Here is a 16,199-nt window from a genome sequence, read left to right on the forward strand (position 1 = left end):
CGGAGCACGCACCCGGCAGCAGGAAGGTCGCCCGCGGTCAGCGCGGGGCGTGCGCCTCGAGGAACTCGTAGACGTCGGTGGTGTCGACCCCGGGGAACGCCCCGGTCGGCAGCGTCGCGAGCAGGGTGCGCGGCGTCTTCACGTTCGGCCAGGAGTTCTCCCGCCAGCGGTCCTCCAGTTCGGCGGGAGCCCGACGGCAGCACACTTCCACCGAGTGCTTCGAGACGCCCCGGTGCGAGGTGTCCCTCCCCACGAACCACTTGGTGTCGTCGAAGCGCACGCCCACGCTCACCGAGTGCAGCCCCTCGCTCGACGACTCGACCCTGGCAGTGCACCAGTAGGTGCCGTTGCCGGTGTCGGTGTACTGGTAATAGGGATTGAAGCGGTCGTCCTCATCGAACACGACGCGCGAGGTCCACCGGCGGCAACACATCTGTCCCTCGATAGCCCCGAGCCGATCTGTCGGGAAGTTCACGTCGTCGTTCTCGTACGCCTTGGTGATCGTGCCCGACTCGTGCACCTTCAGGAAGTGCACCGGAATGTCGAGGTGCCGCGTGGCGAGGTTCGTGAAGCGGTGCGCCGCGGTCTCGTACGACACCGAGTACGCGTCGCGCAGGTCTTCGATCGAGATCGCCCGTCGCTGCTTCGCATCCTTCAGCGCAGGGACGACATGCGACTCGGGGATGAGAAGCGCGCCCGTCAGGTAGTTGGTCTCGACGCGCTGCCGCAGGAACTCGGCATAGCTGCGTGGCTCGGAGTGCCCGAGGATGCGGCTCGACAGCGCCTGCAGCACCGCGGTGCGGGCATCGCCCTTCGCGGGCACGCTGCTCGACAGGTAGAGCCGCCCGTTCGCGAGGTCGGCGACGCTACGGGTGGTCTGCGGAAGGTCGGGCGCGTAGTGCAGGGTGAAGCCGAGGTAGGCAGCGATCTCGGATGCGGTGCGCTGCGTCAGAGGGCCACCAGGGTGGCCGACCGCGGCGAGGATCTCTGCGGCCTTGGCCTCGAGGTCGGCGAAGTGATTGTCCTGCCGGCGCATCAGGTGCCGCAGCTCGACGTTCGCCCGCCTGGCCTCCTCCGGCGTCGCGGCCCGCTCGTCCCTGAGCCGGTCGATCTCCCCGTGCAGCGCGAGCAGGGCCTTCAGCGCATCGGTCGGCAGACTCTTCGCGATGCGGAACGGCTCGATGCCCAGGGCCTGGAACGTCTGCCCCTTCATCGCGCGCTCCAGGGCGATCTCGACGGCACTGCGCTCGTCGAGCGGCTCGCCCTCCAGCAGGGCGTCGATCGTCACACCCAGGGCGCGGGCGATCGCCTGCAGTTGCGTGAGCTTGGGTTCGCGCTTGCCGGTCTCGATCATCGACATCTGACTCGGCGCCCGATCGACGGCGGAGGCGAGGTCGTCGAGCGTCATGCCCTTCGCCGTGCGGAGCCGGCGGATGCGGCGACCGATCGTGAGGGCGTCGGTCTCTTCTGCAGCGTCGATGGTGCTCATGCGGCAGATTCTGTCACAGAAACAGAATTTCGATCGATCTTCTCTTCGAAACAGGCGGTTCGATGTCCCGATCTTCACGCACAGTGGAACCACGCCACACCGGCACAGCCGCCGGATCCACCGAGGAGACACCATGACGAACACCGCCCACACCCCGACGCCCCGCCCCGCCGGTCTGCGAGCCGGCGACCAGGTTCAGACGGCCGCCGAGCTCCAGGAGATCTGGGATACCGATCCCCGCTGGGACGGCGTCGAGCGCACCTACTCGGCAGAAGACGTCATCCGCATCCGTGGCTCGGTCCGCGAAGAGTCGACCCTCGCCCACCGCGGCGCCGAGAACCTCTGGAACCTCCTGCACACCGAGGACTACGTCCGGGCGCTCGGCGCCTACACCGGAGGTCAGGCCGTGCAGCAGGTGCGGGCAGGACTGAAAGCCATCTACCTCTCGGGGTGGCAGGTCGCTGCCGACGGCAACCTCGCCGGCCAGACCTACCCCGACCAGTCGCTGTACCCCGCGAACTCGGTGCCGGCGGTGGTTCGCCGCATCAACAACGCCCTCATCCGCCAGGACCAGCTCGAGCATGCCGAAGGCGAGATCACGCAGGACTGGCTCGCACCGATCGTCGCCGACGCCGAGGCCGGCTTCGGCGGACCGCTGAACGCGTACGAGCTCGCACAGTCGCTCATCCAGTCCGGCGCCGCCGGCATCCACTGGGAGGACCAGCTGGCCAGCGAGAAGAAGTGCGGCCACCTCGGAGGCAAGGTGCTCGTGCCGACCCAGCAGCACATCCGCACCCTGAACGCGGCCAGGCTCGCGGCGGACGTCGCGGGCGTGCCGACCGTCATCATCGCCCGCACGGATGCCCTCGCCGCCGACCTGCTCACCAGCGACGTCGACGAACGCGACCAGCAGTTCACCACCGGCGAGCGCACGACGGAGGGTTTCTACCGGATCGAGCCGGGACTCGAATCGGTCATCAGCCGTGGTCTGGCGTTCGCCCCCTACGCCGACCTGCTGTGGGTGGAGACGGGCGAGCCGGACATCGAGCTCGCGCGCAACTTCGCAGCCGCGATCCACGCGCAGTTCCCCGGTAAGCTCCTGGCCTACAACTGCTCTCCGAGTTTCAACTGGAAGAAGCACCTGTCCGACGCCGAGATCGCGACGTTCCAGCAGGAGTTGGCTGACCTGGGCTACAAGTTCCAGTTCATCACGCTCGCCGGCTTCCACGCCCTGAACCACTCGATGTTCGACCTCGCCCGCGGCTACGCCGATCGCGCCATGAGCGCCTATGTCGAGCTGCAGGAAGCCGAGTTCGCCGCCGAAGCCGACGGCTACACCGCCACCAAGCACCAGCGCGAGGCGGGCACCGGATACTTCGACGTCATCTCCACCGCGCTCAACCCCGACAGCGCGACGCTCGCCCTCGCCGGCTCCACCGAAGCCGCGCAGTTCCACTGATCCCCGCCGCCTTCTTCGCATCGCGACGCAACGCAACGCAAAGGACACACGATCATGACCACTCCCACCGCTCCCCCGATCACGGCTCCGATCCAGACGACCCAGCAGGGTCCGGCGATCGAGGTCACCGGCCCCATCCGCGACCGCTACGAGAAGATCCTCACCCCCGAGGCGATCGCCTTCCTCACCGAGCTGCACCACCGGTTCGCCTCCCGCCGTCACGACCGGCTCGCCGACCGGATGCGCCGCCGTTTCGAGATCGGCAACGGGCACGACCCCCGCTTCCGCGACGACACCGCGCACATCCGTGAGGACCGCGACTGGCGGGTCGCCGGCGCCGGTCCCGGGCTCGAGGACCGTCGCGTCGAGATCACCGGCCCGACCGACCCGAAGATGACGATCAACGCTCTGAACTCCGGCGCGCGAGTGTGGCTCGCCGACCAGGAGGATGCCACGAGCCCAACCTGGAAGAACGTCATAGAAGGGCAGCTGTCCCTTCGGGACGCGATCCGCGGCGAGCTGTCGTTCACCTCGCCGGAAGGCAAGGAGTACCGCGTCACGGCGGAGCGCACGCCCACGATCGTGATGCGTCCGCGCGGGTGGCACCTGCCGGAGAAGCACATCGCGTTCATCGATCGCGCCGGTCGTCGCACCTCGGCATCCGGCTCCCTCGTCGACTTCGGCCTCTACTTCCTGCACAACGCCCAGGCGCTGATCGACGGCGGGCGCGGGCCCTACTTCTACATCGCCAAGATCGAGTCGAGCGAGGAGGCGAAGCTCTGGGATGACGTGTTCTCGTTCAGCGAGGAGTACATCGGCATCCCGCACGGCACGATCCGCGCGACGGTGCTGATCGAGACCCTCCCGGCCGCGTTCGAGATGGACGAGATCCTCTACGAGCTGCGCGACCACTGCGCCGGACTGAACGCCGGGCGGTGGGACTACATCTTCTCGATCATCAAGAACTACCGCGGCCGCGGTGCACGCTTCGTGCTCCCCGACCGCAGCGAGGTCACGATGACCGTGCCGTTCATGCGGGCGTACACCGACCTGCTCGTGCAGACCTGCCACAAGCGGGGAGCCTTCGCGATCGGCGGCATGAGCGCGTTCATCCCGAACCGCCGCGACCCCGAGGTGACGGCACGCGCGATCGAGAAGGTCACGGCCGACAAGAAGCGCGAGGCCGGCGACGGCTTCGACGGTACGTGGGTCGCGCACCCCGACCTGATCCCCACGGCTCAGGCGGAGTTCGACGCCGTGCTGGGCGACCGCCCCAACCAGGTCGACCGCCAGCGCGACGACGTGCACGTCGAGGCACGCGACCTGCTCGACCTGCACATCGGTCGGCCGATCACGGCGCAGGGCGTGAGGGACAACGTCTCGGTCGCCATCCGCTACCTGGAGGCCTGGCTGCGCGGACTCGGCGCCGTGGCGATCGACAACCTGATGGAGGATGCCGCGACCGCCGAGATCAGCCGCTCGCAGGTGTGGCAGTGGATCCATCAGGACCGATCGACGCAGGACGGCACCCCGATCACGGCCGAGTACATCGAGGGACTGATCACCCAGGTGCTCGCACAGGCGACCCGCAGCCACGGCGACCGCTACGACGACGCGGCGGAGATCTTCCGCGAGGTCGCCCTGCAGGAGGAGTTCCCGACCTTCCTCACCCTCGGCGCCTACAGCCGGTTCCTGATCGACGAGGACTGAACGCGCGGAAGAGCCCCCGGGCTGCGGCGGATACCGCGGCCCGGGGGCTCTTCCGTTTCCGGGGCCGGCGCAACGGGCGAGGCGTAGCCTGGAGACATGACCGACGTCTGGGCGGACATCGCCACCGAGTTCCTGCACTTCTACCCTCGCGGCCGTCGGCTGCTCGCGGTCGCCGGGGCGGATGCCGAGCGCTCGCGACGGGCGGCCGACGACCTCGCAGCGGCGCTGACCAAGGCGGGGCAGCAGGTCGTCCGCGAGCACTCGGCCGAGGGCGATGAATCCGGTGTGCGTGCGGTGGTCACCACGTTCCGCGAAGACCCCACCAACGACGGAATCCTGCTCGTCTCGGGGCCGGCCGGTCTGCTCGGCGAGCGCCCGAGGGGCATGTGGAACTACGCGGTGTGGCAACTGGCCGGCGACGAGCCGCCGCACACGGTCGCCGGGTCGATCGTCGACGTGAGCGACCCCGCGCAGCCGGTGCGACGGTTCGCCGACTACTGCTCGCTCCCCGCCTCGTACGGAGCCTGAAGCCCGAGCGGACTCAGCGGAACGACGCCGCCACCGAGTTGCGGTGATAGTCGAACACGATGCTCGTGCGAGTGGAGGCGACGCTGCTCTGTGCCGAGAGATGCTCGAGCACGAACTCGCGCATCTCGGACGAGTCAGCGACCGCGATGTGAAGCAGGAAGTCATCGTCGCCGCCGAGGAAGAAGACCTGGATCACCTGCGGCAGCACCCGCACGCGGTCCGCGAACTCGACGATGCTCTCGCGCCGTCCGCTCGGGCGCAGCGTGACGCCGATCACGGCCTGGAGCCCGGCACCCAGCATCCGCTCGTCCACACTCGCGTGGAACCCCGTGATCACGCCGCGGTCGACGAGAGCCCGCAGCCGGGTGTGCGCGGTCGAGGGGGCGACGCCGAGTCGACCGGCGAGCTCGGCGTTCGTCATGCGCCCGTCGGCGGTCATCAACTGCACGATCCGCGCATCGATCGCATCGAGGGCGGGTGCCCGAACACTGTTCGGCTCCGAGGCTCCTGAAGTCGTCTCCATACGAAGCATTATTCACGATGGCGCGTCTTCACGAATCATCTTCAGTGATTCTGTTGTTCCATCGATGTTTCTGCGATCCTGGTGCCGCACCGCATCAACCCAGGAGGATCAATGAAGATCGGCGTCCCCACCGAGGTCAAGAACAACGAGAACCGCGTGTCCCTCACGCCCGCCGGCGCCGACCGACTGGTGCACGAGGGCCATCGGGTGCTCGTGCAGTCCGGCGCGGGCCTCGGCTCGCGCATCACGGACGATGACTACCGCGCAGCCGGCGCCGAGATCGTGGCGACCGCCGCCGACGCCTGGGGCGACGCCGACCTCGTCATCAAGGTCAAGGAACCGATCGCGCAAGAGTACGGGTTCCTGCGAGAGGACCTCACCCTCTTCACCTACCTGCACCTCGCCGCCGACCGCGCGCTGACCACGGCGCTCGTGGAGGCCGGAACCACCGCCGTCGCCTACGAGACCGTGCAGCTGCCCGACCGCAGCCTGCCGCTGCTCGTGCCGATGAGCGAGATCGCCGGGCGGCTCTCGGTCGTCATGGGCTCGTACTCGCTGCTGCGCTCCCAGGGCGGACGCGGCATGCTGCTCGGCGGCATCGCCGGCACTCCGCGCGCCAAGACCGTCGTGATCGGAGGCGGCGTCGCCGGAGAGCACGCCGCCGCGAACGCGCTCGGCCTCGGATCGAAGGTGACGGTGGTCGACGTCTCGCTGCCGCGTCTGCGCGAACTCGAGCACCGCTACGGCGGAGCGCTGGAGACCCGCGCCTCGAGTCGCTACGACATCGCCGAAGAGCTCAAGACAGCCGACCTCGTGATCGGCTCCGTGCTGATCCCGGGAGCCGCGGCCCCCAAGCTGGTGACCGACGACATGGTCGCCGCGATGAAGCCGGGCTCCGTGCTCGTCGACATCGCGATCGACCAGGGCGGATGCTTCGAGGGCTCGCGGCCGACCACGCACGACGACCCCACGTTCGCCGTGCACGACTCGATCTACTACTGCGTCGCGAACATGCCGGGGGCTGTTCCCGAGACCGCGACCCGTGCACTGACGAACGCGACCCTCCCTTACGTCTCGGCGATCGCCGGCAAGGGCTGGGAGCGCGCGGCCTCCGAAGACGCGGCGCTGGCTGCGGGCCTGAACGTGCAGGGCGGACGCATCACGCTCCCGGCCGTCGCGCAGGCGCACGGACTCGTCGCCGGCTGACCTGCCGAACCCGAAAGAACCTCGGATCTTGGCGATATCCCACACCGCTCCGCCCCCATCGAGCCGAGTACGCTCGTAGTCGTGACCGAACGCGCTCCTCTCTCCCGCAAGCTGTCCGCCATCGCCGAGTCCGCGACTCTCAAGGTCGACGCCAAGGCCAAGGCCCTCAAGGCCGAAGGCAAGGACGTCATCTCGTACGCCGCCGGCGAGCCCGACTTCGCGACGCCGCAGTTCATCGTGGATGCCGCAGCCGTTGCTCTGGCCGACCCGGCGAGCTACCGGTACACGCCGGCTCCGGGCCTTCCGGCGCTGCGCGAGGCGATCGCCGCGAAGACGCTGCGCGACTCCGGCCTCGAGGTCTCCCCCAGCCAGGTCATCGTCACCAACGGCGGCAAGCAGTCCGTCTACCAGGCCTTCCAGGCCGTGGTGAACCCGGGCGATGAGGTCCTGCTGCCCGCGCCGTACTGGACCACCTACCCCGAGGCCATCCGCCTCGCCGACGGCACGCCCGTCGAGGTGTTCGCCGGCGCCGGCCAGGAGTACAAGGTCACGGTCGAGCAGCTCGAGGCCGGTCGCACCGCACGCACCACCGCGCTCGTGTTCGTGTCGCCGTCGAACCCCACCGGCTCGGTCTACACCGCCGACGAGACCCGCGCCATCGGCGAGTGGGCACTCGAGCACGGCATCTGGATCATCAGCGACGAGATCTACCAGAACCTCACCTACGAGGGCGTCAAGGCCACGTCCATCGTCGAGGCCGTGCCCGAGGTCGCCGGCCAGACCATCCTCGTCAACGGCGTCGCCAAGACCTACGCCATGACCGGCTGGCGCGTGGGCTGGATGGTCGGCCCGGCCGACGCCATCAAGGTCGCCGGCAACCTGCAGTCGCACCTGTCGAGCAACGTGAACAACGTCGCACAGAAGGCCGCGATCGCTGCCCTCAACGGACCGCAGGACGAGGCCGAGCAGTTCCGTCAGGCCTTCGATCGCCGCCGCCAGCTCATCGTCTCGGAGCTGTCGAAGATCGACGGCCTCGTCGTGCCGAACCCGCTCGGCGCGTTCTACGTGTACCCCGACGTGCAGGGTCTGCTCGGTCGCACGTGGGGCGGCGTGACGCCGACCACCTCCCTCGAGCTCGCCGACCTCATCCTCGACCAGGCCGAGGTCGCGGTCGTCCCCGGCGAGGCCTTCGGCCCTTCGGGCTACATCCGCATGTCGTACGCCCTGGGCGACGACCAGCTGCTCGAGGGCGTGCAGCGCCTGCAGCGACTGTTCGCCTGACCCCAGCCGCCCCGAAGGCCCCCCCTGTCACCAGGAGGGGGCCTTCGGCGTTCATACCGCGATCAGTCCTCGGGGTGGAAGCCGATCAGCCAGCGGATGCCGTAGCGGTCGACGAGCGTGCCGTCGAAGTCTCCCCACGGGCGCTTCTGCAGCGGATCGATCACGCGGCCGTCGGCGGCGAGCTTGTCGTACCACGCGGTGAGGGTCAGCGCATCCGCCGTGCCGAGGAGCGAGAGGAACATGCCGCTCATCTGCACGGCGTCGTCGTCGGCTCCGGCATCGGCCCCGGCGAGCTCGACCGGTCCGCTCAGCTGGCCGTGCGCGACGGCATCGCCGGGCCCGTCGCGCCGGCCCACCGTGGCGTAGTCGAGCAACTGCAGTTCACCGCCGAACACGGACCGGTAGTGACGCAGCGCCTCTGCGGCATTGCCGGGGAACAGCAGGTACGGGATGAGTCCGGTCATGCCGCGAGTGTAGCCGCGACCGCCGACCCCTAGAGGTCGATCGCCCTACAGGTCGACGCCGACCAGCACCGGCTCCGGCTGCAGCACGAGACCGAACTCCGCGTGCACCCGGCTCTGGATGAACCGGGCGAGCTCGGCGACCTCGCCCGCGGTCGCGCCGCCGCGGTTGGTGAGCGCCAGCGCATGCTTGGTCGAGACGGCGGCGCGCGAGCGCGGCAGCTTGAACCCCTTGCGGATGCCGGCCTGCTCGATCAGCCAGGCCGCACTGACCTTGACGTCGGAGACGGTCGTCGGCTTCGACAGCGGCACCTGCCCGTCGTAGGACGCAAGCGGGATCACGGTCACGGCATCCAGGTCGGGGGCCACCGGCCAACGCGGGCACTCCGGCGGCAGCGCACCGGCCACCGCGGCCGTCACGATCGCGTTCTGGAAGAACGAGCCGACGCCGTGGGTGTCGGGGTCGGCATCGTCGAGCAGCATGCCCTTCGACGCGCGGGTCGAGAGGATGCGCTCGCGCACCCAGCTCAGCGGAACCGGCGTGTCGTCGGTCAGCCCGAGTGCGCGACGCAACTGCTCGCCGCGAACCACACGCTCTCCGGCGATCGCCAGGTCGACGGTGACCGAGAGGATCACGGCGCGCCGCAGCGGCACACTGCCATGGTGGTGCTTGAGGACCGAGGTGCGGAAACCCAGTCCGAGCTCGGCCGCGGGAACGGTCGAGATCTCGCCGGTCGACTCGTCGATCAACTCGACCTCGACCAGTGTCTCCTGGATCTCCTGGCCGTACGCGCCGATGTTCTGCACGGGGGACGCGCCGACCGTGCCGGGGATCCCGCTCATGGCCTCGAGACCCGCGTAGCCATGGGCGACGGCGTAGGCGACCAGGTCGTCCCAGGAGTGCCCAGCCTGCGCGCGCAGCCGGATGCGACCGGGGTGCGGCGAAGGAATCTCTTCGATCCCCTCGGTGCGCACGCGGATGACGGTGCCTTCGAAGGGCTCGTCGCCGACGAAGAGGTTGGAACCGCCACCGAGGACGAACCACTCGTCACCGCGGGCCCAGGTGTCGCGCAATGCCTCGATCAGACCGGCGGTCGTCGTCGCCTCCTGCATCCGCTCGGGCGCGGCGCCCGTGCGCAGCGTGGTCAGCTCGGCCAGGCGGACCGGCTCGATCTCCCGCATCAGAGCGCCCGCATCAGACGGCGACGCGCAACTGCGCCTTGACGAGCACCGTGGTCTCGCCGAACGTGACCTTGAGGTCGATGCGCGCCACCTCTTCATCGACCGCGCCGACCGTGGCGACGACGGTGATGTCGGCACCGTCGACCGGGTCGACGACGACCGGCTTGGTGAAGCGCACCCCGTAGTCGAGGATCTTCGTGGCCGGGTCGAGGGCGGCGACGACCACCGACGAGGCGATGCCCATCGTCAGCATGCCGTGCGCGAGCACGCCGGGAAGCCCGACGGATGCGGCGACATCGTCACGGTAGTGGATGGGGTTGAAGTCTCCGGATGCTCCCGCATAGCGCACGAGCGACTCGCGGGTGAGATGCACGGTGCGCTCGGCGACCACGTCTCCGACGGTGTAGCCCATCAGGCGGCCTTCCCTTCGTCCGTGCTCTCGGCGCCCACCAGCAGCACACTCGTCGCCGTGACGACATGGTCGCCCGCGGCGTCGGTGATCGCGGCCTCGCTGGTGATCATGGCGTTGCCGCCCATCATCCGGATGCCGGTGACGCGCAGCTGCGCGGTGAGCTCGTCGCCCGCCACGATCGGGCGCGTGTAGGTGAAGCGCTGCTCGGCGTGGATCGTGCGGGCGAGCACGATGCCGGAGTCCTCCTGCGCCAGCAGCTGCTGGAGCGTGAGGTCCTGGATGACCATCGCGAAAGTCGGCGGCGCCACGACGTCGGAGAAGCCGGCCGCGCGGGCCGCCTCGACGTCGGTGTGCTGCGGAGCATCGGCGAAGACGGCGCGCGCGAACTCGCGCACCTTCTCGCGGCCGACGAGATAGGGGGCCGTCGGCGGGAACTCCCGGCCGACCAGTTCTTGGTTCACTGCCACCCCTCGATCCTACCGAGGCCCGGCCGTCGTTCAGCCGCGCTTGCGCCCTCGGACCGCCTTGATCGCCATCTGCACCGCGATCACGACGAGGTATGCCGCGAACAGCATGTTGCCCAGCGTCGGGTCGACGATCGTCGCCAACCACGCACCGAGCGCGGTCGTCGTACAGGCGGCGACTCCGATGAGAGCCGCTGCGAGCAGATCGACGTTGCGGTTGCGGAGGTTGCCGACCGTGCCGGAGATCGCCGTCGGGATCATCATCAGCAGCGAGGTGCCCTTGGCGACGAGGTCGCTCGTGCCGAAGGCCAGCATCAGCACCGGGACCACGATCACGCCGCCGCCGACACCGATCAGCCCGGCGAGGATGCCCGTGCCGACGCCCACCCCGACGAGCGCGATGCCCGTCAGCCAGGAGAGTTCGAAGGCGGCGTCCCGCGAGGGGATCACGAGGAACAGGCTGACGATCACCACGACGAGGAAGCCGACGAAGCCCCACCGCAGCGCGGTCTGCGAGATGCGCGGCAGCAGGCGGGTGCCGATCTGCGCACCCACCACGGCGCCCGCCGCCAGGATGATGGCGGGGATCCAGGCCACCGAACCGGTCGCGGCGTAAGAGATGACGCCGACGCTCGCGGTCGGCACGATCGCCGCGAGCGATGTGCCCGCCGCGAGGCGCTGGTCGAAGTGCAGCAGGAGCACCAGCAGCGGGACGATCACCGTGCCGCCGCCGACGCCGAAGAGTCCGGAGAGGAGACCGGCGAGAAGGCCGATCCCGATGAATGCTGCGTAGGCGCGAGGCCCTCGCGCGGGGGCCTGTACGTCACTCACCGGATCAGCCTACTCGCGGCCTCCTCCCCTCTCGAACCCACCGTCTCGGACTCAGACCTCCGAGTCGGCCTTGATGGGCACCGCGATCGACTCCGTCAGCGCCTGCTCGTACCGACGCTGCCGTCGACGCAGCCACAGCCCACCGACGATCAGGAATGCGAGCACCCCGTAGGCGATCGCCGCGAACGGCTGCATGACCAGCGTGCTCAGATCGCCCTGGCTCAGCTGCAGCGCCTTGCGCAGCTGCTCCTCGGCCATCGGCCCCAGGATCATCCCGACCACCAGCGGCGCCACGGGGTAGCCGTATCGCCGCATGAAGTAGCCGAGGATGCCGACGATCAACAGGATCACGATGTCGGTCGGCGAGCTGTGCAGCGCATACGCCCCGAAGACCGCGAACAGCAGGATGCCCGCGTACAGGTACGGCCGCGGTATCTGCAGCAGCTTCACCCACATGCCCACGAGCGGCAGGTTGAGCACGATCAGGATGACGTTGCCGATGTAGAGGCTCGCGATGAGCGCCCACACCAGGTTCGACTGGCTCTCGAACAGCAGCGGTCCCGGCTGGATGCCGTACGACTGGAACGCCGTGAGGATGATCGCCGCGGTGGCCGTCGTCGGCAGGCCCAGCGTGAGCAGCGGCACCAGCACACCGGCGGCGGCCGCGTTGTTCGCCGACTCGGGGCCTGCGACGCCCTCGATCGCACCGCGTCCGAACTCGTCGCGGTGCTTCGACAGCTTGCGCTCGGTCGCGTACGACAGGAACGTGGCGACATCCGCGCCGCCGGCCGGGATGGTGCCGATCGGGAAGCCGATCGCGGTTCCTCGAAGCCACGGCTTCCACGAACGGCGCCAGTCGGCCTTCGTCATCCACGACCGCCATCCGCGGGTCACGGGGATCACATCGACGCCGCCGTGCCGCAGTCGGGCGGCGATGTAGAACGTCTCCCCGACCGCGAACAGGCCGACCGCGACCAGGACGATGTCCACGCCGTCGGACAGTGCCGGGAGCCCGAGCGTGTAGCGCTGCTGCCCGGAGAGCCAGTCGGTGCCCACGAGTCCGAGGAACAGGCCGACGCCGAGCGAGAGCATGCCGCGCGAGATCGAGCTGCCGATCAGCGCGCCGACCGTGATGAACGCGATCACGATGAGTGCGACGTAGTCGGCGGGCCCGAGGTTCACCGCGAACTGCGCGAGCAGCGGCGCCAGCAGCGTCAGCCCGAGCGTCGCCAGGGTTCCCGCGATGAACGATCCGATGGCCGCGGTGGCGAGCGCCGCTGCGCCGCGCCCCATCCTGGCCATCTTGTTGCCCTCGATCGCCGTGACGATCGACGCCGACTCCCCTGGGGTGTTGAGGAGGATGCTCGTCGTCGAGCCGCCGTACATGCCGCCGTAGTAGATGCCGGCGAAGGTGATGAGCGCCGCGGCGGGATCGAGCGTGTAGGTGAGGGGAAGCAGCAGCGCCACCGTCATCGCGGGGCCGATGCCCGGGAGCACTCCGACCGCGGTGCCGACGAAGACGCCGAGGAAGGCGAACGCGAGGTACTGCGGCTGCAGCGCGGTCGCGAATCCCTCCAGGAGCAGGGTCCAGCTGTCCATCAGAACATCCTTCCGAGCCAGCCGAGAGCAGGACCCCACGGCAGCGACAGACCGAGCAGACCGCCGAAGACGATCTGGATCACGAGTGCTACGACGATGCCGATGAGGAACGCCATCCACCACCGTTTGGCGGCGAGCGACCATGCGACTCCGCCGAACAGCAGGGCGGCCGCGGGCGCCCATCCCAGCGGCTCGATCAGGAGCAGGTGCGCGACGACGAGTCCCGCCAGTTTGGCGAGGGTGACCCAGTCGGTCGGGAGGCTCTGATCGACGTCTTCCGCGTCCTCCGCCCCGCCGCGTTCCCCCCGCAGCACGCCGATCAGGACGGCGACCGCGGAGGCGAGCAGGATCACCGAGACGAAGATCGGGAAGACCGTCGGCCCGGCCTTCATGCCGACCGGGACATGGATCAGGAAGATGCCGACCACAGCGAAGACGCCGAGGGCGACCATTATGCCGGCGAACACGAGCTCGCCGATGGGGACGGAGGGAGCACGGCGTGCGAGCCGGCCGTCATGGCCGTCTCGCACGCCCCGCTCCTCGGTCCCCGACGATGCGGGGACCGTCATGTCACTGCACCAGACCGATGTTCTTCAGCGTCGCGGTGACCTCTTCGATGTCCCCGGTGAGGAACTCATCGAACTCCGCGCCGACCAGGAATGCATCCGTCCAGCCCTTGGTCTCCAGCTGCTCGGTCCAGGCCTCCGAGTCGTGCAGCTCGGTGATCACGCGCACCAGCTCGTCTTTCTCGCCGTCGGAGATCCCTCCGGGCGCGATCACCCCGCGCCAGTTGGTGAGCACCACGTCGTAGCCCTCTTCGGTGATGGTCGGCACGTCCGGGAGCTGGGAGACCGGCTCCTCGCTCGAGACCGCCAGCGCACGAAGGTCGCCGCTCTCGATGTGCTGCGCGAACTCGCCGACGCCGGAGATGCCCGCCGCGACCTTGCCGCCGATGAGCAGCGGGACCGCCTCGCCACCGCCGGAGTTCGGGGTGTAGTTCAGCTTCTCCGCGATCTCCGCACCATCGAGGCCCGCCTCCTCGAGCATCAGCCCGGCGAGGATGTGATCGGCCCCTCCCGCCGAGCCTCCCGTGATCGTGACCGACTGCCCGTTGTCGACGACGTCTTCCACCAGATCCTCGAGGGTGTCGTACTTCGAATCCGCCGGGACGACCACGACGAGCGGCTCGTCCGTGAGGCGGGCGATCGGCGTGGTGTCTTCGATCCGCACCGCCGAGGCGTTCGTCTCGACGGCGCCGACCATCACGAGCCCCATGACCATGAGGGTGTTCGGGTCCTTCTCGTTCGCGAGCTGGGCCAGGCCGACCGTTCCGCCGGCGCCGCCGACGTTGGTCACGGGAGCCGAGCTGACGATGTCTTCCTCGGTGAGCACCTGCGACACGGCACGGCCGGTCTGGTCCCAGCCTCCGCCGGGGTCTGCGGGGACGACGATCGAGACGTCGGTGACGGCGGCGGCCTCACCGCCGCCGCCACCGCCGCCGTTCGCGGCGCTGCCTCCGGCGCACGAGGTCAGTGTGAATGCCGCCACCGCCGCGAGTGCGGTCAGGGTGGCGTTGCGTGCGTTCTTCATATGCGCTCCTCCTTGAGCGTTCGTGCTGCTGTGGGGTCAACAGTGGAAGCTCGCGTGCCGCCGCTCAAGCTTCGGAAACCATTGGTCGGAGTTTCGGAACTATTGGTCGGAGACGGTGTCCTCCCCCGCTCGCGGGGTCCTCGCGCAGGCGCGACAATGATCAGGTGGCCTCGAAGATGACGCTCCGCGTGCAGCTGCTCCTGCTCCAGGCGCTGATCGTGTTCCTGGTGACCCTCGCGACCGGGATCGTGGCCGGAGCGTTCCAGGAGCAGGCTCTTCGCGAGGCCTACAAGGACCGGATGCAGGCAGTGGCCCAGTCGGTGGCGGCGCTGCCGACCGTCCTCGATGCATTCGACGATCCAGAGCCGTCGACCACCATCCAGCCGATCGCCGAGGTCATCCGCGAAGCGTCTGATCTCGCGTATGTCGTCGTGGCCGACGAAGACGGCATCCGCTACTCGCACCCGAATCCGGACCGCATCGGGGAGAAGGTCTCGACCGACCCCTCGATCCCCCTCTCGGGTGAGGTCTACGTGGGCACGCAGACCGGCACGCTCGGCACGTCCTGGCGGGTCAAGGTCCCGATCCGCGACGACGATGGCACCGTCATCGGCACCGCGTCGGTCGGGATCCTCGAGTCGGAGCTCAATGAGGAGTTCACCGCGAACCTCGCCTGGCTGATCTCGGCGATGCTCGCCGCCGCCGTGTTCGGGGTGTTCGGATCGGCGTGGGTGACCTCGATCATCCGTCGTCGGATCTACGGGCTCGAGCCCCATCAGATCGCCGCGCTCGTGAAGAACCAGGAGACCACGCTGCACGGCCTCAGCGAAGGCGTGGTCACGGTCGACGGAACAGGACGGATCACGCTGGTCAACGACGCCGCGGCCCGCTTCCTCGGCCGGGATGCCGCAGACCTCGACGGGGCGCCGGCCGCGGAGGTGCTGGGCGAGGAGTTGACGACCGTGCTCCGCGAGGGCGAGGCAGCCGGGCGGCCCGTGATCGTCGGCTCGCATGTGCTCGTCGCCCGGAGCACCGGCAGCGATGCCGACGGCGGCGGCATCGGGGCGACTCTGCTGCTGCGGGATCACACCGAGCTGCACGACGTCGTCCGCCGGGTCGAGGCCGCCGACGCGATCATCGCCTTCCGTCAGCGGTTCGGCGTTCCGAAGGGGCTCAGTGCGGAGACGCTCGATCGCGTGGTCGCGGCACTCGCGGCACGCCCGGATGCCTCGGCGACCGAGATCGGCGAGGACCTCGACATCTCCCGGGTCAGCGCGCGACGCTACCTCGAGCACCTCGCGAGCGCCGGTCGAGCGATCCGCACGCTCGACTACACGACGAAGGGTCGACCGAGCACGCGGTACCGGCTGAACGGCGCCGTCTGACCTCTCCCGAACTCTGGGACCCGGTGCCGTTGTGTGCGACACTGGATCGCATTCGACGACGACGTCGACACCCCCGGAT

The 16,199-nt window shown here is 69.2% G+C and carries 16 protein-coding genes; 6 read left to right on the forward strand and 10 right to left on the reverse strand.

Features of this window, described 5'->3' with window-relative positions; translation table 11 throughout:
* Positions 1-37: 37 nt before the first annotated feature.
* Complete coding sequence (locus HCX50_RS10795; protein WP_091029647.1) at positions 38-1,489, reverse strand: helix-turn-helix domain-containing protein; 1,452 nt, start codon at positions 1,487-1,489, stop codon at positions 38-40.
* A 133-nt stretch (positions 1,490-1,622) separates the two neighbouring features.
* Here HCX50_RS10795 and aceA point away from each other — a divergent pair, with 133 nt between their 5' ends.
* The 3 genes from aceA (at position 1,623) to HCX50_RS10810 (ending at position 5,186) form a co-directional block, all read left to right on the forward strand.
* Positions 1,623-2,948, forward strand: coding sequence for an isocitrate lyase (aceA, locus tag HCX50_RS10800; RefSeq protein WP_167634354.1), 1,326 nt, complete (start codon positions 1,623-1,625; stop codon positions 2,946-2,948).
* Between the two features lie 54 nt (positions 2,949-3,002).
* The gene (gene aceB / locus HCX50_RS10805; protein WP_167634356.1) at positions 3,003-4,658 is read left to right on the forward strand and encodes a malate synthase A; all 1,656 of its coding nucleotides are present in this window, start codon (positions 3,003-3,005) and stop codon (positions 4,656-4,658) included.
* A gap of 96 nt (positions 4,659-4,754) precedes the next feature.
* On the forward strand, positions 4,755-5,186 hold the full coding sequence (locus HCX50_RS10810) for a hypothetical protein (RefSeq protein ID WP_167634358.1): 432 nt from the start codon (positions 4,755-4,757) through the stop codon (positions 5,184-5,186).
* 13 nt (positions 5,187-5,199) lie between these two features.
* Here the strand turns inward: HCX50_RS10810 and HCX50_RS10815 are convergent, their stop codons facing one another.
* Positions 5,200-5,718: an Lrp/AsnC family transcriptional regulator gene (locus HCX50_RS10815; RefSeq protein ID WP_029260964.1), complete on the reverse strand. Its 519-nt coding sequence runs from the start codon at positions 5,716-5,718 to the stop codon at positions 5,200-5,202.
* Positions 5,719-5,820: 102 nt separating this feature from the next.
* Between HCX50_RS10815 and ald the strand changes: the two genes are divergently transcribed.
* Together ald and HCX50_RS10825 are read left to right on the forward strand one after the other, a co-directional pair.
* Entirely contained in the window at positions 5,821-6,915 is a 1,095-nt protein-coding gene (gene ald, locus HCX50_RS10820) for an alanine dehydrogenase (protein WP_167634360.1), read from the forward strand.
* A gap of 81 nt (positions 6,916-6,996) precedes the next feature.
* Entirely contained in the window at positions 6,997-8,196 is a 1,200-nt protein-coding gene (locus tag HCX50_RS10825; protein ID WP_167634362.1) for an aminotransferase class I/II-fold pyridoxal phosphate-dependent enzyme, read from the forward strand.
* 62 nt (positions 8,197-8,258) lie between these two features.
* Here the strand turns inward: HCX50_RS10825 and HCX50_RS10830 are convergent, their stop codons facing one another.
* The 8 genes from HCX50_RS10830 to HCX50_RS10865 are packed head-to-tail and all read right to left on the reverse strand — an operon-like array spanning position 8,259 to position 14,735.
* Positions 8,259-8,660: a VOC family protein gene (locus HCX50_RS10830; protein WP_167634364.1), complete on the reverse strand. Its 402-nt coding sequence runs from the start codon at positions 8,658-8,660 to the stop codon at positions 8,259-8,261.
* Between the two features lie 45 nt (positions 8,661-8,705).
* Positions 8,706-9,839, reverse strand: a complete 1,134-nt coding sequence (locus HCX50_RS10835) for a UDP-N-acetylmuramate dehydrogenase (protein ID WP_091029625.1) — start codon at positions 9,837-9,839, stop codon at positions 8,706-8,708.
* 13 nt (positions 9,840-9,852) lie between these two features.
* The gene (locus tag HCX50_RS10840; RefSeq protein WP_091029622.1) at positions 9,853-10,251 is read right to left on the reverse strand and encodes a MaoC/PaaZ C-terminal domain-containing protein; all 399 of its coding nucleotides are present in this window, start codon (positions 10,249-10,251) and stop codon (positions 9,853-9,855) included.
* Positions 10,251-10,718 (reverse strand): FAS1-like dehydratase domain-containing protein, encoded by a 468-nt coding sequence (locus HCX50_RS10845; protein ID WP_029260958.1) that lies wholly within the window; start codon positions 10,716-10,718, stop codon positions 10,251-10,253. The genes HCX50_RS10840 and HCX50_RS10845 overlap by 1 nt, the downstream gene beginning before the upstream one ends.
* Positions 10,719-10,748: 30 nt before the next feature.
* Positions 10,749-11,546: a TSUP family transporter gene (locus tag HCX50_RS10850; RefSeq protein ID WP_167634366.1), complete on the reverse strand. Its 798-nt coding sequence runs from the start codon at positions 11,544-11,546 to the stop codon at positions 10,749-10,751.
* A gap of 51 nt (positions 11,547-11,597) precedes the next feature.
* Positions 11,598-13,145, reverse strand: a complete 1,548-nt coding sequence (locus tag HCX50_RS10855) for a tripartite tricarboxylate transporter permease (RefSeq protein ID WP_167634367.1) — start codon at positions 13,143-13,145, stop codon at positions 11,598-11,600.
* The gene (locus tag HCX50_RS10860) at positions 13,145-13,714 is read right to left on the reverse strand and encodes a tripartite tricarboxylate transporter TctB family protein (RefSeq protein WP_205829021.1); all 570 of its coding nucleotides are present in this window, start codon (positions 13,712-13,714) and stop codon (positions 13,145-13,147) included. Before HCX50_RS10860 ends, HCX50_RS10855 begins: the two co-directional genes overlap by 1 nt.
* Before the next feature lies 1 nt (position 13,715).
* The gene (locus HCX50_RS10865) at positions 13,716-14,735 is read right to left on the reverse strand and encodes a Bug family tripartite tricarboxylate transporter substrate binding protein (protein WP_167634369.1); all 1,020 of its coding nucleotides are present in this window, start codon (positions 14,733-14,735) and stop codon (positions 13,716-13,718) included.
* Positions 14,736-14,899: 164 nt separating this feature from the next.
* Here HCX50_RS10865 and HCX50_RS10870 point away from each other — a divergent pair, with 164 nt between their 5' ends.
* A complete protein-coding gene (locus HCX50_RS10870) occupies positions 14,900-16,120 on the forward strand; it encodes a PAS domain-containing protein (protein ID WP_167634371.1) in 1,221 nt (406 codons plus the stop codon).
* The last annotated feature ends 79 nt before the right edge of the window (positions 16,121-16,199 follow it).

It is taken from the genome of Microbacterium sp. B19(2022) (assembly GCF_012030385.1).
In the GTDB taxonomy this organism is placed as follows: domain Bacteria; phylum Actinomycetota; class Actinomycetes; order Actinomycetales; family Microbacteriaceae; genus Microbacterium; species Microbacterium oxydans_B.